Source organism: Mesorhizobium sp. M4B.F.Ca.ET.058.02.1.1, from assembly GCF_003952505.1.
Lineage (GTDB): Bacteria > Pseudomonadota > Alphaproteobacteria > Rhizobiales > Rhizobiaceae > Mesorhizobium.
In genome coordinates this window covers 2,941,633-2,965,008 of the sequence record NZ_CP034450.1, presented here as the reverse complement: position 1 = coordinate 2,965,008, position 23,376 = coordinate 2,941,633, and the positions used below count along the sequence as shown (strand labels likewise).

General features: G+C 63.6%; 18 protein-coding genes and 1 pseudogene. 15 read left to right on the top strand and 4 right to left on the bottom strand.

Going from position 1 to position 23,376, the window contains the following annotated elements:
• Positions 1-2 precede the first annotated feature (2 nt).
• The 3 genes from EJ073_RS14700 to EJ073_RS14690 are packed head-to-tail and all read left to right on the top strand — an operon-like array spanning position 3 to position 4,632.
• Entirely contained in the window at positions 3-3,050 is a 3,048-nt protein-coding gene (locus tag EJ073_RS14700; RefSeq protein ID WP_126056367.1) for an OmpA family protein, read from the top strand.
• Between the two features lie 13 nt (positions 3,051-3,063).
• Entirely contained in the window at positions 3,064-3,558 is a 495-nt protein-coding gene (locus EJ073_RS14695; protein ID WP_126056366.1) for a Rab family GTPase, read from the top strand.
• 3 nt (positions 3,559-3,561) lie between these two features.
• The gene (locus EJ073_RS14690; protein ID WP_126056365.1) at positions 3,562-4,632 is read left to right on the top strand and encodes an adenylate/guanylate cyclase domain-containing protein; all 1,071 of its coding nucleotides are present in this window, start codon (positions 3,562-3,564) and stop codon (positions 4,630-4,632) included.
• A gap of 691 nt (positions 4,633-5,323) precedes the next feature.
• On the opposite strand, the pseudogene EJ073_RS14685 reads toward EJ073_RS14690, so the two are convergent.
• From EJ073_RS14685 to EJ073_RS14675, 3 genes and pseudogenes are all read right to left on the bottom strand, one after another.
• Positions 5,324-5,626 (bottom strand): annotated as a pseudogene (locus tag EJ073_RS14685) (LLM class flavin-dependent oxidoreductase); the annotation flags it as partial.
• Between the two features lies 1 nt (position 5,627).
• On the bottom strand, positions 5,628-5,990 hold the full coding sequence (locus EJ073_RS14680; protein ID WP_126056363.1) for a DUF3088 family protein: 363 nt from the start codon (positions 5,988-5,990) through the stop codon (positions 5,628-5,630).
• Positions 5,991-6,185: 195 nt separating this feature from the next.
• Positions 6,186-7,991: an ABC transporter ATP-binding protein gene (locus EJ073_RS14675; protein ID WP_126056362.1), complete on the bottom strand. Its 1,806-nt coding sequence runs from the start codon at positions 7,989-7,991 to the stop codon at positions 6,186-6,188.
• 195 nt (positions 7,992-8,186) lie between these two features.
• On the opposite strand from EJ073_RS14675, the gene EJ073_RS14670 reads away from it, so the two are divergent.
• From EJ073_RS14670 to EJ073_RS14650, 5 genes are read left to right on the top strand one after another with little or no spacing between them, the layout of a single operon-like run.
• Positions 8,187-9,545 (top strand): LLM class flavin-dependent oxidoreductase, encoded by a 1,359-nt coding sequence (locus EJ073_RS14670; protein WP_126056361.1) that lies wholly within the window; start codon positions 8,187-8,189, stop codon positions 9,543-9,545.
• Between the two features lie 12 nt (positions 9,546-9,557).
• On the top strand, positions 9,558-10,331 hold the full coding sequence (locus EJ073_RS14665) for a DUF427 domain-containing protein (protein ID WP_126056360.1): 774 nt from the start codon (positions 9,558-9,560) through the stop codon (positions 10,329-10,331).
• A gap of 54 nt (positions 10,332-10,385) precedes the next feature.
• Positions 10,386-12,029 carry an ABC transporter substrate-binding protein gene (locus EJ073_RS14660; RefSeq protein ID WP_126056359.1) on the top strand — a complete coding sequence of 548 codons (1,644 nt, stop codon included), beginning with the start codon at positions 10,386-10,388 and terminating at the stop codon, positions 12,027-12,029.
• Between the two features lie 37 nt (positions 12,030-12,066).
• A complete protein-coding gene (locus EJ073_RS14655) occupies positions 12,067-13,026 on the top strand; it encodes an ABC transporter permease (RefSeq protein ID WP_126056358.1) in 960 nt (319 codons plus the stop codon).
• Positions 13,023-13,910 carry an ABC transporter permease gene (locus EJ073_RS14650; protein WP_126056357.1) on the top strand — a complete coding sequence of 296 codons (888 nt, stop codon included), beginning with the start codon at positions 13,023-13,025 and terminating at the stop codon, positions 13,908-13,910. The genes EJ073_RS14655 and EJ073_RS14650 overlap by 4 nt, the downstream gene beginning before the upstream one ends.
• Before the next feature lie 236 nt (positions 13,911-14,146).
• On the opposite strand, the gene EJ073_RS14645 is transcribed toward EJ073_RS14650, so the two are convergent.
• Positions 14,147-15,487 (bottom strand): FAD/NAD(P)-binding protein, encoded by a 1,341-nt coding sequence (locus EJ073_RS14645; RefSeq protein ID WP_126056356.1) that lies wholly within the window; start codon positions 15,485-15,487, stop codon positions 14,147-14,149.
• Positions 15,488-16,095: 608 nt separating this feature from the next.
• On the opposite strand from EJ073_RS14645, the gene tauA reads away from it, so the two are divergent.
• The 7 genes from tauA to sfnG all read left to right on the top strand — a co-directional run bounded on the left by tauA (position 16,096) and on the right by sfnG (position 23,289).
• The gene (gene tauA / locus EJ073_RS14640) at positions 16,096-17,109 is read left to right on the top strand and encodes a taurine ABC transporter substrate-binding protein (protein WP_126056355.1); all 1,014 of its coding nucleotides are present in this window, start codon (positions 16,096-16,098) and stop codon (positions 17,107-17,109) included.
• Between the two features lie 120 nt (positions 17,110-17,229).
• A complete protein-coding gene (locus EJ073_RS14635) occupies positions 17,230-18,018 on the top strand; it encodes a taurine ABC transporter ATP-binding protein (protein ID WP_126056354.1) in 789 nt (262 codons plus the stop codon).
• Positions 18,015-18,875 carry a taurine ABC transporter permease TauC gene (tauC, locus tag EJ073_RS14630; protein ID WP_126056353.1) on the top strand — a complete coding sequence of 287 codons (861 nt, stop codon included), beginning with the start codon at positions 18,015-18,017 and terminating at the stop codon, positions 18,873-18,875. Before EJ073_RS14635 ends, tauC begins: the two co-directional genes overlap by 4 nt.
• 20 nt (positions 18,876-18,895) lie before the next feature.
• Positions 18,896-19,090, top strand: coding sequence for a hypothetical protein (locus tag EJ073_RS14625; RefSeq protein WP_126056352.1), 195 nt, complete (start codon positions 18,896-18,898; stop codon positions 19,088-19,090).
• Between the two features lie 341 nt (positions 19,091-19,431).
• A complete protein-coding gene (ssuD, locus tag EJ073_RS14620) occupies positions 19,432-20,604 on the top strand; it encodes an FMNH2-dependent alkanesulfonate monooxygenase (protein ID WP_126056351.1) in 1,173 nt (390 codons plus the stop codon).
• Positions 20,601-22,022 carry an FAD/NAD(P)-binding protein gene (locus EJ073_RS14615; protein ID WP_126056350.1) on the top strand — a complete coding sequence of 474 codons (1,422 nt, stop codon included), beginning with the start codon at positions 20,601-20,603 and terminating at the stop codon, positions 22,020-22,022. The genes ssuD and EJ073_RS14615 overlap by 4 nt, the downstream gene beginning before the upstream one ends.
• 163 nt (positions 22,023-22,185) lie before the next feature.
• The gene (gene sfnG, locus EJ073_RS14610) at positions 22,186-23,289 is read left to right on the top strand and encodes a dimethylsulfone monooxygenase SfnG (protein ID WP_126056349.1); all 1,104 of its coding nucleotides are present in this window, start codon (positions 22,186-22,188) and stop codon (positions 23,287-23,289) included.
• Positions 23,290-23,376 lie beyond the last annotated feature (87 nt).

Below are 23,376 nucleotides of genomic sequence, written 5' to 3'. Positions count from 1 at the left end.
ACTTGACGTCGAGCGTCGACCCAATCAGCCTTCCCCAAAGACCAGCTTCGAACGATACCGGGATTGATCGCGAGGCTCTGGCCCGCCTTTTGGTGGAAATTGCCCGGAACGTCGATCCGGACAACCATGCGCTTTACGAAGGAGTTCCAGCCGCCGATCATCGGCTGGAAAGGCTTCGCCAGCTGCTCGTCGGCGGCGAAATCTCGGAGCTTTCACGCGTAACGCACCTGCTCGACGAGCCTGAGCAGCTTGCAGCCGCTGTAGGGAACGTTCTCCCCGACGCAACCGCGCGCGCGTCTCATATGCAACTCGGCGAGGCCCTCGCACCGGCCGTAGAAAGGGCCGCGCAGCGGTCCATCCAGAAGAACCCGCAAACACTAACGGATATATTGTATCCGGTGTTTCTGCCGGCCATTCGCAAGTCGATCGGCGAAAAGATCGACCAGACCTTCCAGTCGCTGAATGAATCTTTAAGGCATATATTTACCTGGCATGGCCTCAAGTGGAGATTTGAGGCTTGGAGAACCGGAACAAGCTTCTCCGAAGTCGTTCTCAAGCATTCTCTCGTCTATCGCGTGGAGCATGTCTTTCTGATCAGCCGCAGATCCGGGCTTTTGATCGCGCATGTAACCGCCGAAAACGCCACCAGCGAAGACCCTCAACTGATTTCCTCGATGCTCAGCGCAATCCAGGATTTCGTGAAGGACTCGTTCAACGAGAAAGAGAACAGCGGCCTGGACACCATCCGGTTCGGCGAGCTTCGTCTCTGGTCGGAAGTCGGACCGTTTGCGACGCTGGTTGCGGTGATCCGGGGAAACCCGCCGGAGGAATTGCATGACGTAATTCGCGATGCATTGCTCCGCATCCACGATGAATCCTCGCAGGCTTTAGAGGAGTTTGACGGCGACACGTCGCAGTTGCCCGGCGTGGAGACGCAGTTGCAGACCTGCGTCGAGCTGCAGCATTCGGATTCGAAAGAGGGATTCCCGTGGCTGGTGGTGACGGCAGCCCTGCTGATTGTGACTGCGGCAGGCGCCTGGTTCTTTCTTTCCTGGCAAGCGGGGCAGCGCTGGCAGACCTATCTGTCGCGACTGGCGACCCAGCCGGGGATCGTCGTTTCCGAGCAGAAAATTCGTGGCGGCCAGTTCTATATTGCCGGACTGAGAGACCCGCTCGCCGTTGACCCGCAGTCGCTGTTGCCGGGAACGGAGGTCGATCCCGCCCGCGTTCATTCAAACTGGCAGTTCTATCAAAGCCTTGAGCCGGAATTCGTGCTGAAGCGGCTGACGGCGTCGCTGGCGCCGCCGGATTCGGTACGGCTTTCGGTCGTCGACGGTCGCATCGTCGCCGAGGGTGAGGCTACCACCACGTGGATCAACCGCGCGCGGGCCGCCGCCCAGCAGCTTTCGGCAGGCGGCCCGGTCTTCGACATCTCCGGTGTCCGCGATGTGAGCGCCGAGGAGCGCTGGCAGGCCTATGTGTCGCGACTGACGACCCAGCCCGGCATCATCGTCGCCGATCAGACTGTGCGCGACGGCCAATTCTATATTGCCGGTCTGAGAGACCCGCTTGCCACCGACCCGCATTCGCTGTTGGCCGAGACGCAGGTCGATCCCGCGCGCGTTCATGCAAGCTGGCAATTCTACCAGAGTCTTGAGCCGCAGTTCGTGCTGAAGCGGCTGACGGCGTCGCTGGCGCCGCCGGATTCGGTGCGGCTTTCTGTAGTCGATGATCGCATCGTTGCGGCGGGTGAGGCCACCACCGCGTGGATCAACCGGGCGCGGACCGCCGCCCAGCAGCTTTCAGCCGGCGGCCCGGTCTTCGACATCTCCGGTGTCCGTGATGTGAGCCCCGAGGAGCGCTGGCAGGCCTACGTGTCGCGACTGGAGAAGCAGCCCGGCATCATCGTCGCCCAACAGAATGTGCGCGATGGCCAATTCTATATTACCGGCCTGAGAGACCCGCTTGCCGTCGACCCGCAGTTGCTGCTGGCCGGGACGCAGGTCGATCCCGCTCGCGTTCATGCAAGCTGGCAATTCTATCAGAGCCTTGAGCCGGTGTTCGTGTTGAAGCGGCTGACGGCGTCGCTGTATCCGCCGGATACCGTGCGCCTTTCGATCGTCAATGACCGCATCGTTGCCGAGGGTGAGGCTCCCGACACCTGGATAGATCGGGCGCGCGCAGCGGCACGACAGCTTTCGGTAGGCGGACCGGAGTTCGACATTTCCAAGGTTCATGATGTGAGCCCCGATGCACGCGCGGCGGAGCATTGGCAGTATTATGTGTCGCGACTTGAGGCTCAACCGGGAATCATCGTCGCCCAACAAACGGAGAGGGGCGGACATTTCTACATTTCCGGTCTGAGAGACCCGCTTGCCGCCGACCCGCAAGCTCTGCTGTCCGGAACGGGGGTTGATCCTGCCCGCGTTCATTCACAGTGGCAATTCTATCAGAGTCTTGATCCGAAGTTCGTGGTGAAGCGGCTGACGGCGTCGCTGTCCCCGCCGAAATCGGTTCAGCTTTCGATCATCCAGGGTCGCATCGTTGTCGTGGGCGAGGCTCCTGCCGGCTGGATCGGCCGGGCGCAGGCCGCCGCCGACCAACTTTCGGCGGACGGAGTAATTCTGGATGTCTCGCAGTTGCGCGAGCTGAACCTTGCCGAACTTAATCATTTGAGAGAGGCCATCCAGACGACCGATATTTTCTTTTCTTCCGGCAAGGTTGTGCCGGGACCGGAGCAGGCGCCGGTGCTTGACAGATTGGCTGATCAGTTGAAGGAATTCGCCGAAAATGCCCGCAAGGCAGGCGTGACAGCGCGGTTCATGTTGACCGGCCATTCGGACACAACGGGCCGTGAGACGGCCAACGCGTCGATCAGCGCCGCCCGCGCCGAGACGGTTCGCGCGCTTCTCAACAAGCGCGGCGTCGCTCCGGAACTGCTGCAGGTGCGGGGCGCGGGCACGTTTGAGCCGGCGGTGCCCGAAAATGAAAATAGTCGAACTGGGAACTCCACCAATCGCCGGGTTTCGGTTACGGTCAGCCTGGAGTAGTGCGGGGCCCAGGATGCTGCAAAAAAAGATCTGCATGTTGGGCGGGTTCGCTGTCGGCAAAACGAGCCTGGTGCGCAGGTTCGTGCAAAGCATCTTCTCGGAAAACTACCTGACCACGGTGGGCGTGAAGATCGACAAGAAAAGCGTCGCGTTTCCTGACAAGACCGTGGATCTGATTTTGTGGGATTTGGCAGGCGAAGACGATATCGGCTCGTTCCGCGTCAGCTATGTGCGAGGTGCGACCGGGCTCGTACTTGTCGTCGACGGAACCCGGCCCGCTACTCTTGCCGTGGCGCTTACGCTGCGCGAGCGCGTCGAGGCCGAATTCGGTGCCATGCCGTTTGTATTGCTGTTCAACAAATCCGATCTGACCGATCGCTGGGCAATACCGGATGGTGAGATTGACGAACTGAAGCAACGCGGATGGCAAATCTATCTGACAAGCGCGCTTTCGGGCGAACATGTCGACGATGCGTTTCGTCAGCTTGCCTCGATGGTCGCCAAGTAGATCATGGCCAGGTTGCCGAAAGAAGTCAGAAGCTGGATATACGATTTCTTCTCTAAAGAGCGCTCTGCCGCATATCTAAAAATCGACGCCCGGCAATGCATAGAAGCGAAGGGCGGCAACCTTGGATATTACGGGCTTTCGGCGCTTCGCACTGGCGAGCCCGTTGCCGATCAACTCGAAATCATGGAAGGGCTGCTGCCTTGCCCGGAGCTTCCATTCCATTTGCCCATGATGGAACTGCCCGGCGGGCGTGTCGCGGACCTTCATTTCTTTGACGACAGCGGCTCGGTGTGGCTGCTCTTTCTCGACGCCACGCCAGAACGCGACCATCAGCAGCGGCTTCAGCAAAAGGCTTATGAAATGACGCTCCTGCAGGAGAGGGAGCGTGAACTCAATGCGAAGCTGCAATCGACGAACGAGGCGTTAAGGGAGAGCCAGGAGGGTCTGTCGCGCGAATACCGGCGCGCCGAATCCCTGCTCCTCAACATTCTTCCGGCGTCGATCGCGGAGCGGCTGAAAGCGGACGAGCAAATTGCAGACAACCACGCGGAGGTCAGTGTGCTTTTTGCCGACATCGTCGGTTTTACCGAAAGAGCGCGGAGCGTCGGAGCCGCGACGACGATCGCTATCCTGAATTATTTCTTCAGGGCGGCCGATCTGCTCTCGGAACAATACGGCTGCGAAAAGATCAAAACCATCGGCGATTGTGTCATGGCGGTCGCTGGCCTGCCCGTCGCGCGATCCGATCATGCGCAAGCCATTGCGAACTATGCGCTTGAGCTGCGGGAGGCGGCCAGGCGAGAGCGCTTCGCGGGCGAAGCGCTACGTCTCAGAATTGGAATTCACTCCGGGCCGATCGTGGCGGGCGTCATAGGCAAAAGGCGGTTTGTCTATGACCTGTGGGGCGACACCGTTAATCTCGCCGCGCGCATTCAAAAGGCCGCAGAGCCCGATGAAATCCGTATTTCTGATGCAACCCACCAATTGCTCGGACCGGATTTTGCTTGCGAGCCGCTCGGGGAAACGGAATTGCGTGGCACAGGTCTTGTGCGAATGTGGCGGCTCCTTGCCTGATTTGCCGCTTGGCAATGCCGACCCTGGAGCGCATTGCACCTCAAGTAGTCAAACATCGTCGTTTCGAATGTCAGCAGCGATGCGCGAAGCAGTCGACCACCGAGCGACACCAAAGGTCTGCCCTGGGTCAACTCAGGACATCGGATGCTGAGATATTAAGTTTCGCTGTCGTTTTTCCTGCACCACAAGCGGACCTACTGCTTCCGGCCCATAGCGGTCATTTTGAAACATGGCTCCGAAGTTTTCAAAGGAGTGCAACGGTTTGCGCCGCAAGTCTGCCGGTGCGAACGGCTTTGTCGTTCTCCACCGTGACGATCTCCGCACCGTAGAGCCGCAGGATCTTATTCGTCCGGACTGATGTTGTCGCTGAGATAGAACTTGGCGCGATAGCCGCGCGAGGCGGCGACCGCGGCAAGCCCGATGCCCGTGTTCCCGCTCGTCACATCCACATGAGGCCGTTCTCCTCGGCATCCCTGAGGATCGCCCAGGCAATCCTGTCCTTGATGCTGCCGGCCGGGTTGAAATACTCGATCTTGGCAACGATCCTGCTGGCGAGATTGCGCTTGCGCCGATAGTTGTGCAGCTAGAGGAGCGGCGTGTTGCCGATGAGATCCGTGGTGCTGTCGTGAATCCTGGGCATTCCGTTACCCGTCGCGTTGAAGCGCCGACGGCGCCCGATTGTTCCGCCCCGTCATTCTGCCGCGGACGCAGCCCGCTTTGGGTACCGCCGCCAGCCGAGCGCAGGCGCGATGAGGTCGATGAAGTCAGTGATGATCTGCTCGTATTCGTGCTGCTCGAAGTCGTAAGGCAGTTCCAGCCGCAGCTCCGGTATGCCGGCCAGGATCGGGTCCCTGGCCAATTGCTCCAGGATCTGCTCCGAGGTGCCGACGATGTCGCTGGCGAAAAGCGTGCGGCGCTCGCCATGAGCCCGCAAGGTGCGATCGTGACGTGCGGCGGCGTAATCGGCGTAGCGCTTCCTGGTCGAAGCGCCGGCATCATGGGTGCGGCGGCGGGATCAACCTGTCTTCGACTAGAGCGTCGATGATGCGCTCCGCTCCGGAGACGAACTGGCGGCCATTGGCTTCACCGCTGGCACAGGCCGAGGACTGGCCGGCTGGCAGCACCAGCACCGGGAGCGCCTGGTTGGCTTCGCCGATAAGCTCGACCACTTCGGCGCGTGGTCGCGGAAAGGCGATGCGGCGGACTTCGATCGCATCGAGAAGTGCCGGAAACGAGGTCAGCACGCCTTCGACCAGCGCCGAGTGCCGGCAGAAGAAGTGCTGACCCGGAAATTTGGCGTCCTCGAAATCGGGGGCAAGCAGGAAAAGCGCGGCTTTGTCTGGATTGGCTGAGGTCAACGGAACTTCCACTTCGAACAGGTTTCATTTTCACCGAAGCCTATCCTTGCCGGTGGCTTTGCCAGAAGGCGCGAATTTCGAAGCGAGCGCTTGACTGGGTAATAATTGTCTCCGCAAGCTCATTCTGTCCGAACATGAATGCTACCGCCGCGCCGGGGCGCCACTTAGCGCCTTTCCTTCCGCGACGTGATCTGCTTACCACTTGTAACAAGCGACCCAGTGACCCGGTTCAAGTTCTTTGATCGCCGGTTCGGTTTTACGGCACGCTTGATCGGCGATTGGGCAGCGGTCTGCAAACGCGCACCCGCTGCATGGTGCATCGGCCGCAGCCCCAGCTTGCGCGGAGATTGTTGGAGAGTTGTCGGAAGACGCTTCCAGAAGCAGCTTTGTATAAGGGTGGTTGGGTCCACGAAAGACTTGGTCGGATGAGCCGGTCTCTACGAGCCGACCGCGATAGAGCACGCCGATCCTGTCGGCCATGTAGCGCACGACCCGAAGGTCGTGGCTGATGAACAGATAGGTCGTATCCCTGTCGTGCTGCAGGTCGTTGAGCAGGTTCAGCACCGTGGCCTGCACCGAGACGTCGAGCGCCGAGGTCGGCTCGTCCAGCACCACCACTTTCGGCGCGCCGGCGAAGGCGCGCGCGATCGCCGCCCTCTGCCGCTGGCCGCCGGAGAGCGAGCGTGGTTTTTGTTCCGCGGCCGTGTCGGCCAGCCTGACCGAGCGGAGCAGGTCGGCGACGCGGTTCCTTGCATCGCTCCGGCCAAGGCCGGCAAGCCGCCGCAATGGCCGGCTGATGATCCGACCTATCCGGTGGCGCGGATTGAGCGTGCGGTCGGGCGACTGGAAGACCATCTGGACGTCACGCCGCTCGCTCTGCGCGCGCCGTTCCGCGCGCGCGGCGACGGTCCTGCCGAACAGCGCGACCGATCCCTGGCTCGGTGTCTGCAGCCCGGTGACGATCCTGGCCAGCGTCGATTTGCCGGAGCCGGATTCGCCGATCAGGCCGAAGGTCTCGCCTTGGCCGATCTCGAGGTCGACATTGTGCAGCACCGCCTGGTCGCCGAAGGAATGGCTGATCCCCTTGCAGGCGATGGCGACCTGCCCGTTTCTTCGATAGGAATCTCTTTGATCGGCGGCGGCCGCGGTCGCGTCGGGGCGATCGCGGACGGTCGTGCCGGTCTCGGCCAGGCGGCCGTCCCGCTTGGTGAAATTGAGCGCCGGGATCGAGGCGATGAGGGCCTTAGTATAGGCATGCGAGGGGTTTTCGAAAACACCCTTGGCATCGCCGCTCTCGACCACCGCGCCCGCCTGCATCACCGCTACGCGATCGCAGGAGCGGCGGATCAAATTGATGTCATGGCTGATCAGCAGAATGCTGGTTTTGTGTTCCCGACGCAGATCGTCCAGGATGGCGATGATCTCGGCCTGCACGCTGGCATCGAGCGCCGTCGTCGGCTCGTCCATCACCAGCAGCGCCGGGTCGAGCGCAATCGCAATCGCGATGTTGGCGCGCTGCTGCATGCCGCCGGACAATTCGTGCGGATAAAGGTCGAGCACGCGCTCGGGATTGGCGACCCGCACACGTTTCAGCAGCTCGGCCGAGCGCCAGCGGGCCTCCTCATGGCGAACTGGCCGATGGCGCATGATCGTCTCGCCGATCTGGCGGCCGATCGTCATCGCCGGGCTGAGCGCGGCGCCTGGATGCTGGTAGACGGCCGCGATGCGATCGCCTCTCAGGCCACGCAGCTCGTCGCCGGAAAGGTTGCGTATTTCCCGGCCCTGGAACTCCAGCGCCGAGGCAGCGATACGGGCGTTGCCGGGCAGATAGCGAAGGATGGCCATGGCCACCGAGCTTTTACCCGAGCCGGATTCGCCGACCAGGCCGAGCGCCTCACCCTCTGCGACAGTCAGCGAAACGCCGTCAACAGCGGATTGCCATCCTCTTTTCCCATCATAGGCGATGGAAAGTTTTTCCACATTGAGCACTGAAGAAGACATCAAGACCTCGAAATCGCTTTCTGCCGAAGCCCTAATCAAGGGCAATCGCTTCCGCTTATTTAGTACATAATCTCTATAAAATTACTCGACTTAAAGCCGAGCGCAATCTAGCCTGTTGCAAATTGGAGATTGCGGGTCGCACCGATCGACACGGGAACCCCGTGTCTCTCCAAGCGGATGTGCATGGAGGCCGGCATGGCGCGAGACCACTTGATCCTCAGCGCGTTCTTCTTCAACCCGCAGGGTGACCATCGTATGTCCTGGCGGCACCCGCGCGCGCCGGGCCGCGAAGTGCTCGGCTTCGATTACTATCGCAAGCTGGTCCAGGCTGCCGAGCGCGCCAGGATCGACACCATCTTCGTCGCCGACCACGTGTCGATCTGGGATTCGGTGAAGAGCGGTGTCGCGCATTACGCCAACGCCCGCCTCGAGCCGCTGACGCTCTTGTCGGCGCTTGCCGGCGTGACCAGGCACATCGGCCTCATCACCACCGCGTCGAGCTCCTACAGCGAACCTTACAATGTGGCGCGCCTGTTCGCCTCGCTCGACCATATCAGCGGGGGCAGGGCGTCGTGGAACGTCGTCACCTCGGCCATGGACGAGGAGGCGCGCAATTTCGGCCGCGACGGCAATATCGAGCACGCCTCCCGCTACCAGCGCGCCGCCGAATTCCTCGATATCGTCAAGGGGTTGTGGGACAGCTGGGAAGACGAAGCCCTGCTCTTCGACAAGGACACCGGCTATTTCGCCGATCCGGACAAGGTCCATGTGCTCGACCATCGCGGCGCCCATTTCAAGGTGCGCGGGCCGCTCAACGTCTCGCGCCCGCCGCAGGGTCATCCGCTGATCGTCCAGGCCGGTTCGTCCGAGGACGGCAAGAATTTCGCCACCGCGCACGCCGACGCCCACTTCGCCATCTTCAGCACCAGGGAAGACGGCATCAGATACCGCCAGGACATCAACGACCGTCTCGCCCGTCACGGCAGGCGGCCGGAGAGCTTCAAGATCCTGCCGGGCATTTTGCCGATCGTCGCGGCTTCCGAGGCCGAGGCGCGCGACAGGCAGGATTACCTGCAGACGCTGCTCCCCGATCGCGTCGGCATCGATCTCCTGTCGAGCTGGAGCGGCATCGACCTCTCGGCCTATCCGCCGGACGGCCCGCTGCCGCAGCTCCCCGACGAAAGCACCTTCAATGGCGGGCGCACCTCGCTCAACCGCGTCAAGCACTGGGCCTCGCAGAACCTGACGCTGCGCGAGATCGCGCGAAAACTCGCCAACAGCGGCTCGGTGCCGACCGTCGCCGGCACGCCGAAGCAGATCGCCGACCAATTGCAGGACTGGTTCGAGGCGGGTGCTGCCGACGGCTTCAACCTGATGTTCCCGCTGCTGCCGGAGGACTGGATCAACTTCGCCGCCCAGGTTGTGCCCGAACTGCAGCGCCGCGGCGTCTTCCCGACCGAATACGCGCCCGGGACGCTGCGCGACCGCTTCGGCCTCGCCCGTCCCGCGAACCGCTTCGCCGAGCAGCGCACCAACCAGCGCGCCGTATCCTGAAGGAGAGCCACCATGACCGCCGCACCGAGGCTGCAGCCGCGCGAAGCGACCGCGCCGCAACTGATCAACGTCCTGCACAGCCCCAAGCGCATCCGCGTCAAATTCGGCGGCCGCGTGATCGCCGACAGCCGCAATGTGCTGGTGCTGCGCTCCAACCATTTTTTGCCGATCTATTTCTTCCCACTGGCGGCGGTCGATCAGTCGGTGTTGAAGCCGTCGAAGCAGGGCCAACAGCATGCCGTCGGCGGCGAGACGAAATATTGGGACATCGAGGCCGGCGACAAACGTGCCGCCGATGCCGCCTGGTCGTTCACGGCGCCGCCCGACGAAAACCTCGCCCCGCTCGCCGGCCGCATCGCCTTCACCTGGAACCTGGTCGACCAGTGGTTCGAGGAGGAGGAAGAAGTCTTCGTCCATGCCCGCGACCCCTATGCCCGCATCGACGTGCTGCAGAGCTCCAGCCATGTGAAGATCTGGTTCGACGGCGAGGTGGTTGCTGACAGCCGCCGTCCGGTGCTCCTGTTCGAAACCCACCTGCCGACGCGTTTCTATCTTCCGCCGGAGGATGTCCGCCTCGATCGGTTGAGGGCTTCGCTGACCAGGACCCGATGTCCCTACAAGGGCATCGCCTCCTATTGGTCCGGCGTGCTCAAGGACGGTTCGCTGCGCGAGGACGTCGCCTGGGCCTACCGCGACCCGATCGCGGAGATGCCGAAGATCAAGGGACTGATCGCCTTCTACCCGCAAGCGGTCGACCGCATCGAACTCGACGGCCAGCCGGTCTGACGGCGGCTGCATCCATTCCAGTTTCATTCCAATCCAATTTCAAAGAGGGACAAAATGACCAAACGCAACGACATCGACTCGCTTCGCAATCTGTCCGGCGACATCTGGAACGTCGCCGTGGACGAATATGCTCAAGGTTTCCTCAAGCGCCGCGATCTCCTGAAATATGCTGCCCTGATCGGCCTGACCGGCTTCGCCGCCTCGCAAGGTCTTGGCTTCGCCGGCCAGGCGCGCGCGGCTGCCGCGGGCGGCACGGTCCGGGTCGGGCTTGGCCAGCCGACCAAGGCGATCGATCCGGTCACGCTGACCGATCCGGCCAGCATCGGCGTCATCAGCCAGGTCGGCGAATATCTGATCCTCGACGACCCGAAGGATGGTTTGCAGCCGAAGCTCGCCGTATCGTGGGAAGCCGACGAAACCGCCAAGCGCTGGACGTTCAAGCTGCGCCCAGGCGTGAAATTCCACGACGGCCGCGCCGTCACCGCCAAGGATGTGGTGGCGAGCTTCGAGCGCCTGGTTGACCCGAACAGGGGTTCTGCGGCCTTGTCGGTCTATAAGGGCATCCTGTCCAAGGGCGGCGCCAAGATCGTCGACGAGCAGACTGTCGCCTTCGATCTCGACCAGCCGAACTCGAATTTCCCCTTCTATGTTTCCTCCGACGTCTACAACGCCGTCATCCTGCCGGCCGACTATGCCGGCGACTTCGAGAAGAATTTCAACGCGACCGGCCCGTTCAAGCTCGAATCCTTCCGCCCCAAGCAGGGTGCCAGCTTCGTGCGCAACCCCGATTATTGGGGCGACAAGGCGCTGCCCGACCGTGTCGAGATAAAATTCTTCGACGACGAGCAGGCGCAGGTCGTGGCGCTGCAGGCCGGTCAGCTCGACGTCATCCCCAGCACCACGCGTCTCGAACTCGCGATCGAGGGCAATGCCAATTTCAGGCTGCTCAGCGTCCAGGCGAGTTCGCATGACGCCGTGCATCTCAGAACCGACCAGGCGCCGTTCACCGACAAGCGGGTCCGCCGCGCGCTGGCGCTGACCCTCGACCGCGAGGCGATCGTGAAAGGCCTGCTGAAAGGCCGCGCCATCGCCGGCAACGACACGCCCTTCGCGCCGATCTTCCCTTCGGCCGATCCGTCGGTGCCGCAGCGCAAGCAGGATATCGCCGAGGCCAAGCGTCTGCTCGCCGAAGCCGGCATTCCCAATGGCTTCGAGGTGACGCTGACCACCGAACGCGCCTATGACATTCCCGACTATGCCGTGATCATCCAGAACTTCGCCAAAAAGGCCGGCATCGACGTCAAGCTCAACGTCCTGCCGCAGGATGCCTATTACGGCTCCGCGACCTTCGGCAGCTCGCCCTGGCTGGACTCAAATCTCGGCATCACCGATTTCGGCCATCGCGGCACGCCCGACATCTTCCTCAACGCGACGCTGAAGAGCGACGGCGCCTGGAACGCCGCGCATTTCAAGAATGCGGACTATGACGCGTTGCTGGTCGACTACGGCAAGGCGCGCGACCTTCAGGCGCAGCGCATCGCCGCCGGCAGGATCCAGACCCTGCTGCTCGACGAGACGCCGGAGATCATCTCCTACTTCTCACAATACAGCCGCATCACCAGCAACAAGGTCGAGGGCGTGCGCTTCACGGCGATCTCGCATCTGCTGCTCGATCGCGTGACCTTCGTTCAGGCATGATGCGCAAACGCCAAGCCGGCCGGGGTCCCGGAACCCGATGCTGACCGGCCGTACCTTGTCTACGCGGACGGCATCGCTCCTGTTCACCTTGTGGCTGGTCAGCGTGCTGGTCTTCCTCGCCGGGCAGGTCCTGCCCGGCGATGTCGGCCGCATCATGCTTGGCCCGTTCGCGGATGCTCAAGCCGTCGCGGCGCTGAACAGGCAGCTTGGCGCCGATCAGCCGGTGCTGGTGCAATACTGGCACTGGTTCAGCCGGGCGCTGACAGGCGATTTCGGCACGTCACTGTCGATGCGGGCGCCGGTCGCGCCTTTCGTGCTGGCAAGCCTCGGCCGCTCGGCAGCACTTGCCGGCATCATCCTGCTGTTGCTTGTACCGGTGGGCGTAGGCGCGGGCATCATTGCGGGTCTAAACCAGGGCCGCCTGATCGACCGGCTGATCGTGCTTGCCGGCGTCTCCTTCGGCATCGTTCCCGATTTCGTATCCGGCCTGTTGCTGCTCATGGTCTTCGGCCTGTGGCTGAGCTGGTTCCCGATCACCGGCGCCGCGCCGGACGGCGCCGGCTTCTGGACAAGCGGCTACTATCTCATCCTGCCGGCTTTGCCGTTGGTGCTGAACCTCACCGGCTATCTGGCGCGCATGACGCGGGCCGGCGTGGTCGAGGCCCTGGCCGCCGACTACACGCGCACGGCGACGCTGAAAGGCCTTGACCGTTCGCAGGTCATTGTCCGCCACGTCTTGCCCAATGCGCTGACGCCGACCATCGCGGTGCTCGCGACCCAGAGCGGCTATATGCTCGGCGGTCTCGTGGTGATCGAAGCCCTGTTCGGCATCCAGGGCCTCGGCAATCTCGTGCTCAACGCTGCCAAGTCACGCGACTTTCCCATGCTTGAGGCCGGCGTGCTGGTCATGGCGACGATCTTCGTCCTGTCGGCCGCGGCAGGCGATCTCGTTCAGGCGCTGCTCGATCCGCGGCAGCGGCGGCGGGCGTCGCTATGATGGACCTGCTGGAGTTTCCGGCGCCGGCGCGCGCATCTTTTTTCCCGCGGGTCGTCAGCCGGTTAAGCCGTGCCGTTCGCGGCCTGCCGCCGTCCGTCGTTGTCGGATCGCTGATCCTGCTGTTCTGGATCGCCTGCGCCCTGTTCGGCGACCGGCTCGTGCCGTTCGATCCCTACGCCGAGGATTTCCTCGCGACGTTGACGCCGCCGGACGTGACGCACTGGTTCGGCACCGACCAGCTCGGCCGCGACGTCTTTTCCCGCATCATCGTCGGATCGCGCGACATCCTGCTGGTGGCGCCGTTGGCGACATTGGGCGGCGTCGCCGCGGGCACGATCATCGGTCTGGTGCTCGGCTATTTCGATGGCCTGGTCGATGCCATAGGCGCCAGGCTGCTCGACACGCTGATGGCCTTTCCCTTCATCGTGCTCGTCACCATGACACTGGTTGCGCTCGGACCCTCGAACCTCACGGTCATTTTGGTGATCGCCATCGCCTATGCGCCGCTGGTGGCAAGAACCGTGCGCGCCGCGGTGCGCGAGCAGCGCGAACGCGAATATGTCAGCGCCGCTCGCCTGGGCGGCGAGAACGCGTTCGCCATCATGGCGCTGGAGATCCTGCCCAACATCCGCGAGACGACCCTGATCGAACTCGTCACCCGGCTGGGGTACGCTTTCTTTTCGATCGCGACGTTGAGCTTTCTCGGCCTCGGCATCCAGCCGCCCTCGGCGGATTGGGGCCTTGCGATCGCCGATGGCTATGGCTTCCTCACCGGCGGCAAATGGTGGGTGGTGGTCTTCAACTCGGGCGCGATCGTCTCGCTGGTGATGGCCACCAACCTGATCGCGCAAGGGGTAGGTGCCTTCGAGAACAATCGGCGTTAGCGTTGCTGCGCCGGTCGATCGGCGCGGAGTCGTGCCCAGACTGCAATATGCCTAGGACACGACCCTGCCTACCGAATGCTTCATACAAGCTTGTCGCCAAGGGCAAGCCAAAATCGTCGGCGTCATTGCACAGCCAGAAAGCTGCTGACCATCCTCAACGCCATCACCCGGGATCAAAAACCATGGCAGGGCGCTTGTCTTTCAAGGCAGTCGCTCTGGCCTGCCGGCCATCGGGTTCAATCCGAACCCAGCAATTGCTTGCTGAGCTTTGCGCACTGGACGCGAATGTCGGGGATGGCGTCGATTTCGAAGAAAGTGCCGCGCGTCAGCGGTCCAATCGCGAGGATCTTGGATGACACCGTGCCGTCGGCCGCGACCAACTCGCAATTGGCGGTGACGTCGAGGCCGAGGTGAAGCGGGTCGGGCCGCGCCAGGCCGCGCTCGACCAGCGAGCGCACGACGCCGTTCGACGTCTTCGAAATATCGCGGGCGATGCCCATGCAGTCATAGATACGGGCGACTTCGAGCGTTTCGAGCGCCTGCGTGCCGCGCTGTTGGATCCGAACGGTGAACTCCAGCTCGATCTCCACGACCCGGCCGGCGACGAGGCGGATGCGGCCCGAGCGGACCGCTTCGGTGACGCGCGCATAGACCTCTGGCGCTATGCGGTGGCGGTGAATGTCCCACCAGGCTTTGGTGTGCTCGACAAAGCGGCGCTTGGCCGAAGACGGCCAGTTCTGCCAGATCTTCTGGTTGAAAGGCCTCAGGCCATCGACGACGTCGCGCCAATCGCCGCCGGCCTTCTGGTTCTCGCGGATCAGGTTGCGGAACCAGCCGACGAAATAAGAAAGCTGGGTGCCGAGCGGAATGTCGGCGACGTCGAGCTTGATCGGATTGCCCTTGCGATGCGGCGAGGGCAGCAGGCCGCGCCGCGACACAGCTATGATCTCGCCGCGATGGCCTCGCTGCTCGAGCGACAGGAAAGCGTCGACCATGCTCAAGCCCGTGCCGAGCACCAGGACAGTAGCCTCTGGGTCGAGCGCGGTGTCCGCCTCCGAACCCATGCGGATGGCGCGACCCTGGAAAGCGCCCGGCTGCTCGTCATGGCCGGTGGCCAAAACGGCAAGATGACCGACGACGCTGATGCCGTTGACCAAGGCCACCTCGACGCCCGACGGGGTCGGCGAGATCGACAGGCTCTCCTCGCGGATCAGCCGCAAGCGGCCGCTGTCGCGCTCGCGGGCCTCGAGTTCGTCGAGCAAGTCCTTCAGATAGCGGGCATAAAGGCTGCGCGGCGCGTAGAACGGGCCCTGATCCGGCTGGGCGAGACCGCGGTCCAGCACCCAGCGCGCGAAATTGGTCGGATCGTCGGCATAGGCGCTCATGCCGGAGGCGTTGACATTGAGCACATGCGCGGAAAGCAGCGTCGAATAGGCCATGCCCTGCCCGAAATGCGGACGCCTCTCGATCAGCGCGACGCGCAGATCGGGATTCGGCGATTTCAAAAGATGCGCGGCCAGCACGACGCCGCTGGCGCCGCCGCCGACAATGACGATGGAGTTGCCGCGTCCAACCATGGCTGCTGGCCGAACGTGACTTAACTCGATCGGCCTGCAGCCGTCGCCGCTGGCGGCCTCGGCTGGAGGCCGCGAACGATCGCCGGGACGGTGTTCAGAAGATCGCGCATCGTTCTCTCACTCCCAATGTTGATAAGATTACTATACTAATCGAGCTAAACACGAAGGCAGCTTTCCAATTGCCGCTACCTTTGAGGCATGGATTTGCCCAGATGAAGGGCTGCGAGAATTTTCGTTCATGGATCGCTCGTGGGAGGGCCGCATCAGCGCTAGCGTCGATGCGTCGCGAAGCGTCTCCATTCCGATACATCGGGGCGCTGCACATTTCAGAATTCTGCACCGTTGCACCCTAAAGTAACGGTCACGGCATGGATCCTCGGGTCAAGGCCGAGGACGGCGAGGCGGTGGGCCTTTCAGCCAATCTCGAACACCTGCGACGAGATCTAGCCGAGCATTCGCAACTGTCCTTTTGCGCTTCCGAACCGCCCGTGCGGGCGACACTTTTCCAATAAAGGCTCCTACGTTGGAATTATCTAACTCTACAAACCTTATAGACTTAAGCGACGATAGAACGGCAATTCACCTTCTCGGGGTTATGGAGCCTTTCAATGTCAATCCTTTCACGACGCATTCTGCTTCTGTCGTCCGCCGCGCTCGCGGGCGCCGCCCTGCTCGGCCCGGCCGCGGCGGAAGACCTAAAAATCACCATCGGCTACCAGACGGTGGTTGAGCCTTCAAAGGTGCCGCAGGCCGACGGCGATTACGAGAAAGCGACCAAGGCCGCGATCGACTGGCGGAAATTCGATTCCGGCGCCGACGTGATCGCCGCCGTCGCCTCCGGCTCGGTCGACATCGGCTATGTCGGGTCGAGCCCGCTGGCCGCCGCCGCCAGCCGCGAGCTGCCGATCCAGACCATCTTCGTCGTCGGCCTCATCGGCGAATCGGAAGCGCTGGTCGCCCGCAACGGCGCCGGCATCGAGAAGATCGCCGACCTCGCCGGCAAGAAGGTGGCGGTGCCGTTCGTCTCGACGACGCATTACAGCCTGCTCGCCGCGCTCAAGCATGAGAACGTCGATCCGAAGTCGGTCGAGATCCTCAACCTCAGGCCGCCTGAGATCGCCGCCGCCTTCGCACGCGGCGACATCGACGGGGCTTATGTCTGGGACCCGGCGCTCGGCCAGATCAAGACGACCGGCAAGGTGGTACTGGATTCCTCGCAGGTCGCCGCCTGGGGCGCGCCGACCTTCGACGCCTGGATCGTGCGCACCGACTTCGCGGAAAAACATCCAGATGTGGTGCGCGGTTTCGTCAAGGTCACCGGTGAGGCCTATGCCCGATACTTGGCCAACCCCGAGGCCTGGTCGGTCTCTTCGCCCGAAGCTGGCAAGATCGCCAAGCTCACCGGCGCCAAGCTCGAAGAGGTTCCGGAACTGCTCAAAGGCTATGTCTTCCCGACGCTCGACGAGCAGGCCTCCGACAAGTTCCTTGGCGGCGCCACGGTCAAGGCGATCGCGGCGACGTCCGCCTTCCTCAAGGAGCAGGGCAAGATCGACGCGGTGCTTCCCGACTACTCGAAATACGCGACGGCCAAATATGCCATCGAGGCGCTCGCCTCGAACTGATGCAGCGAGCTCGCACGGCCCTCTTCGCTGGCCGTGCGTCTGCCTGTCCCGGACCGCTTACGAGGAGCAGGTTCGGGACAGGCGCCCCTCGTTCGATCCAGCAGAAGAGTGTTGAGTCCAATGCCGCATCTGACGCTCGATAACGTCACCGTGCATTATGACGGCCAGCCGGCCCCCGCGGTCGAGCGTGTCTCGATCGACATCGGCAAAAGCGAATCCGGCAGGGGCGACTTCGTCGTGCTGGTCGGCCGCTCAGGCTGCGGCAAGACCTCGCTGCTCAACGTCGCCGCCGGACTGGTGGAGCCGGCGCGTGGCCGGGCCACGATCGCCGGCCAGCCGATCACCGCGCCCGGGCCAGACCGCGCCGTGGTGTTCCAGAATGATGCGCTGTTTCCTTGGCTGACCGCGCGCGAAAACGTCGCCTTCGCGCTCAAGCTGCGCGGCGTGAGCGCCGAGAAGCGGGCGCGGCACGCCGACGAATTGCTCAAGCTCGTCAAGCTCGACAGTGCCGGCGACAAGCGAATTTGGGAACTTTCCGGCGGCATGCGCCAGCGCGTCGGCTTGGCGCGCGCGCTTGCTGCCGAGCCGGAATTTCTTCTCCTCGATGAGCCGCTCGGCGCGCTCGACGCGCTGACGCGCGAGCGCATGCAGACGACGCTGCTCGATCTGTGGGCGGCTGCCGAAGTCGGCGTGCTGATGGTCACACACGGCATCGAGGAAGCGCTGGTGCTTGCCACCCGTATCGTCGTGCTGGCGCCGGGACCCGGCCATGTCGTGCGCAGCTTCGAGACCGAATTCGGCCGGCGTTATGCCGGCGGCGAGCCGATCCGCGCGATCAAGGCGGATCCGGCTTTCGCCGCAGCCCGCGCCGAGTTGACTGACACGATTTTCGAAGGAGAGCCGGCATGAGCGTTGGCAGCTACACGGAGCGGCCGGCAGCAAGGGCCGGCGAGAATGACGCCCTGTCGGTGCCATGGTCGCGGCCGCGGCGGAACCGCAGGGGCGTTTCAGCGCGCCTGATCAGCGCGATCACCCTTCTTGCGCTGTTGGCGGCATGGGCTGCATCGGCCGAGCTGCAGCTGGTGTCACCGGTCTTCCTCCCGTCGCCCGCCGCCGTCTGGGCAAAGTTCGTCACAGTCGCCCGCGAGGGTTTCGTCGATGCGACGCTGCTCCAGCATGTCGCCGCCAGCCTCTGGCGCGTGTTCGCGGCGCTGATCGCGGCCATCGTCATCGGCGTTCCGGTCGGGCTCGCCATCGGCATCAGCCAGATCGGGCGCGGCGTCTTCGATCCGCTGCTCGAATTCCTGCGCCCGATCCCGCCGCTCGCTTATCTGCCGCTGATCGTCATCTGGTTCGGCATTGGAGAATCGTCGAAGATCCTGGTGATCGCGATCGCCATGCTGGCGCCGGTGGCGCTGTCGACCGCCGCCGGGGTGCGCGGCGTCTCGCGCGAGCGCATCGACGCAGCGCGTTCGCTCGGCGCGACGCGGAGGCAGGTCGTTCGCCATGTCATGCTGCCCAGCGCCTTGCCCTCGATCCTCACCGGCCTGCGCATCGCGCTCGGCGCCGGCTGGTCGACGCTGGTGGCCGCCGAACTGGTGGCGGCCACACGCGGGCTAGGCTTCATGATCCAGTCGGCGGCGCAGTTCCTGGTGACCGACGTGGTGGTGATGGGCATCCTGGTGATCGCGACCATCGCCTTCGCGCTGGAGTTCGTCATCCGCAGGGTCGAGCGCGCGCTGGTTCCCTGGGCGGGCAAGGACTGAGCGAAACAAGGAGAATGATGATGAACCATTCCACCGCCGTGCTTTTCGCCCAGGTCGGCGACTGGCTGCTTGCCAGCACAAAGGAAGCCGTGGCGTCGGAGACGCCGCTGAACGAACCGAAATCGCCGGCGCCGGTGCGGCTGGACCCCGGGCGCGATCGCCTGCCGCCACGCGACGAAAGTTTTTACTGGGCCTGGCAGTACTGGTCGCAGTGACCTCGTCGACCGGATCCGCCCCCCCCCCCGATGCGCAGAAAACAATTCCGGCTTGCGAGTCCAACTCGCAAGGTTGTTCGTCTACCAAATCATAACCGTCGCCTAGAACCGTCTTCCAACCGGCGGGGAGATACCCCGGCGCCGAAGACGTTAACGCGATGACGCTCAACTCGTTGGTTAGCGCTCGCTGCCATTCCGCAGGAAAATCAGGTGTTTGATAAAGAATTCCAGGATCCAGCCCCGAAATAGAAGGTACAATCTCAACAATCCTAGACTTTATGCTTGATGATAGCAGTTAGCCGCTGTCACGAACTGGAGTTAGTCTCTTGAGAACAATAGACATGAGTGCCGAAATTCCCGATCGCATCAAGGTGCTGTGGTTCCTGCCGACGCATGGCGATAGCCGATATCTCGGAACATCCGAAGGTGGCAGGGCGGTCGATCTCGACTATCTGACCCAGGTGGCGCAAGCGGCCGACACGCTTGGCTACTATGGTGTGCTTTTGCCGACCGGTAGATCATGCGAGGATTCCTGGGTCGTCGCCTCAGCGCTGGCGCCGCTGACGAAACGGCTGCGCTTCCTGGTCGCGGTGCGGCCGGGCCTGCAATCGCCGACGCTTGCCGCGCGCATGACGGCGACGCTCGACCGCATCTCCAACGGCCGGCTGCTGATCAACGTGGTCACCGGCGGCGATCCGCTTGAAAACAAGGGCGACGGCATCTTCCTGTCGCATGCCGAGCGCTACGAGGTGACGCAGGAGTTCTTGCAGGTCTACAAGCGGCTGCTGCGTGGCGAGACGGTCGAGCACGAGGGCCGGCATTTCCACATCGAGGATGGCCGGCTGCTGTTCCCGCCGGTCCAGGCGCCCTATCCGCCGCTCTATTTCGGCGGCTCGTCCGACGCCGGGTCCGTCGTGGCTGCCGAGGAAATCGACAAGTACCTGACCTGGGGCGAGCCGCCGGCCGATGTCGAGCGTAAGCTCGACGGCGTGCGCAAGCTCGCCGACAAGGCGGGCCGCAAGCTCTCCTTCGGCATCCGCCTGCATGTCATCGCCCGCGAGACGACGGCGGAAGCCTGGGCGGCCGCCGACCGGCTGATCAGCCGGCTCGACGATGCGACCATCGCCTCGGCGCAGAAGGTGTTTGCCCGCATGGACTCTGTCGGCCAGGCGCGAATGAGCGCGCTGCATGGCGGCGACCGGTCGAAGCTTGAGATCGCGCCGAACCTCTGGGCCGGCGTCGGGCTGGTGCGGGGCGGCGCCGGCACGGCACTTGTCGGCGATCCCGCCACGATCGCCCAGCGCATCGACGAGTACCGCCGGCTTGGCATCGACACCTTCATCCTGTCGGGCTATCCGCATCTCGAGGAAGCCTATCGCTTCGGCGAGCTGGTGCTGCCGCATTTGCCGACCGACCACCTGGTCAAGGTCGCAGGTTCCTCCGTCAATACGGGTCCGTTCGGCGAGACCATCGCCGGCGACCATCGGCCGAAATCGCTCGCCAGCGCATCGTGAACGCGCTGCCGCCCCGGCCGCGAAGCCATATCGCCATCCTCGGTGGCGGTTTCTCGGGCGCGGCCGTTGCCTGGCACCTGGCCAGGCAGCGTCCGCATGCATCCGTCACGGTGATCGAGCCGCGCCCGTTCCTGGGTGGCGGGCTAGCCTATTCCAGCGAGGAGCCGTCGCATCGCGTCAACGTTCCCGCGGCCAGGATGAGCCTGGTCCCGGACGAGCCCGAGCATTTCTTGCGCTGGCTCGCCCACGACGGTGAAGTCGGGCGCGATCCGGACTCGGTCTGGCGCAACGGCGACGTCTTTCCGAGGCGGCGGGTCTTCGGCCGCTATGTCGCCGAACAGCTGGCGCCTTTTGTCGAGACTGGAGCGGTCCGCCACCTGCGTGACGACGTGCGGAAGGTGAGGCGCAGCAGCGACGGCGGCTGGACTGTTTTCACCTCGGATCAGCCGATCTCGGCCGACGTGGTCGTTCTTGCCATGACGCACCCGTCGCCCGATGTTCCTGCCTTCCTGAAGCCGGTCGCCGCCACGCGCGGCTTCGTTGCCGATGTGTATGCCCGGGATGCGCTCGGTTCGATCGCTCCCGGGGCGTCGGTGTTGATCGTCGGCTCCGGCCTGACCTCGGCCGACACCGTCGCCGAGCTCGACCGCCGCGGCCATCGCGGCCGCATCCTGGCCGTGTCGCGGCATGGGCTGCGCTCGCGCGGGCATCCGGATGTTCGCGGCGAACCGTTCGGCGATTTCGTCTCGGCGCCGGCCAGCACCGCGCTTGCATTGCTCGAGCGCGTTCGTTCGACATTGGCGGCAGCCGAGGCCGCCGGCGTCAACTGGCAGTCGGTCTTCGATCAGCTTCGCTTGCAGGGACCGCTGGTGTGGTCTGCGCTCGGCACTGAAGAACGCATGCGGCTGGTGCGCCGGCTGCGCGTCTTCTGGGACGTGCATCGCTTCAGGATCGCGCCGCAGGTCGCCAGCGTGCTCGAGCGCCGCCGTGCCGAGGGCACGTTCGACAACATCGCGGCCAGTCTGGTGGCCTCGAAGCAGGACGGGGATCGCCTGGCGGTTAGCCTGCGGCGGCGCGGCCAAAAGCAGATCGAGACGCTGCAATTCGACACCGTGGTGAACACCACGGGACCGGCGCATGGCAAGGCGCTCCACCTCAACCCCGCGTTGCGTTCGCTTGCCGAGGCCGGCCTGATCAGGGCCGATCGTCATGGGCTCGGCATAGAAACAGGCCTCGATAGCCGTGCCGTCGGCCCTAAGGGCGCGCCGCTTGCGGGGCTGTTCGTCGCCGGTCCGCTGGCGCGCGGCACTTTTGGCGAGTTGATGGGGCTGCCGGAAGTCGCTCGCCATGCGCAGGCGGTCGCCTCGGAAATCGAAGGCCGGCTCGGCGCCCTGCCTTCGATCCCGGCCGCGGGCTGAAAATCCGCAACGGATGCGGCTGTGCGAATTGGTATTTCCGTCCGGGCGTGGCCGTGAAAACGGAAAATCCTACTTTGTATATATACTCAATAGACTAATAATTGTCCGCACGTTCGGCCACCGCCGGACCAATTGTTGGGACAGGCCAAGCCGGGAGATTTTCATGCCACAGAACGATCGCGACGCAGTCAAATTCGCCTATTGGGTACCGAACGTCTCGGGCGGGCTCGTCATCTCGAACATCGAGCAGAGGACCAATCATTCGGCGGAGTACAACCGCAAGCTGGCCCAGATCGCCGAGAAGGCCGGCTTCGATTATGCGTTGAGCCAGATACGCTTCACCGCCGGCTACGGCGCCGACGAGCAGCATGAATCGGTGTCGTTCAGCCATGACCTGCTTGCCGCCACCACAAGCCTGAAGGTGATCGCAGCGATCCTGCCCGGTCCGTGGAATCCGGCGCTGGCCGCCAAGCAGCTCGCCACCATCAGCTACCTGACCAATGGCCGTGTCGCCATCAATCTCGTCTCCGGCTGGTTCCGCGGCGAGTTCCACGCCATCGGCGAGCACTGGCTCGACCATGACGAACGCTATCGGCGCTCGGAAGAGTTCATCCGCGCGCTGCGCGGAATCTGGACCGAGGACAGTTTCACCTTCCGCGGCGACTTCTACCGCTTCAACCAGTACTCGCTGAAGCCGAAGCCGCCGCAGCCGCTGCCGGAAATCTTCCAGGGCGGCTCGTCGCGCGCGGCCCGCGACATGGCCTCCCGCGTGTCCGACTGGTATTTCACCAACGGCAATACGCCGGAGGGGATCGCCAGGCAGGTCGACGACATCCAGGCCAAGGCCAAGGCCAACGACCATTCGGTCAAGGTCGGCGTTAACGCCTTCGCCATCGTGCGCAAGACCGAGGAAGAGGCGAAGGCCGTGCTGGCCGAGATCATCGCCAAGGCCAATCCGGAAGCGGTCAACGCCTTCGGCCACGAGGTCAAGAACGCCGGCAAAGCCTCGCCGGAAGGCGAGGGCAACTGGGCGAAATCGTCCTTCGACGACCTAGTGCAGTACAATGACGGCTTCCGCTCGAACCTGATCGGCACGCCGAGGCAGGTGGCCGAGCGCATCGTCGAGCTGAAGCGCGCCGGCGCCGATCTTATCCTGCTCGGCTTCCTGCATTTCCAGGAAGAGGTCGAGTATTTCGGCAAGCACGTCATCCCGCTTGTGCGCGAGCTGGAAGCAAGGCAGGCCGAAACGGTTCTCGCCGCCGAATAATCAACCGTCATTGGAAATCGCGATTGCCCTGCACGCCCGAGCCTTCGGGCGGCAACGGGCTTCGCCACGAAACGCCGAGGACGCCCG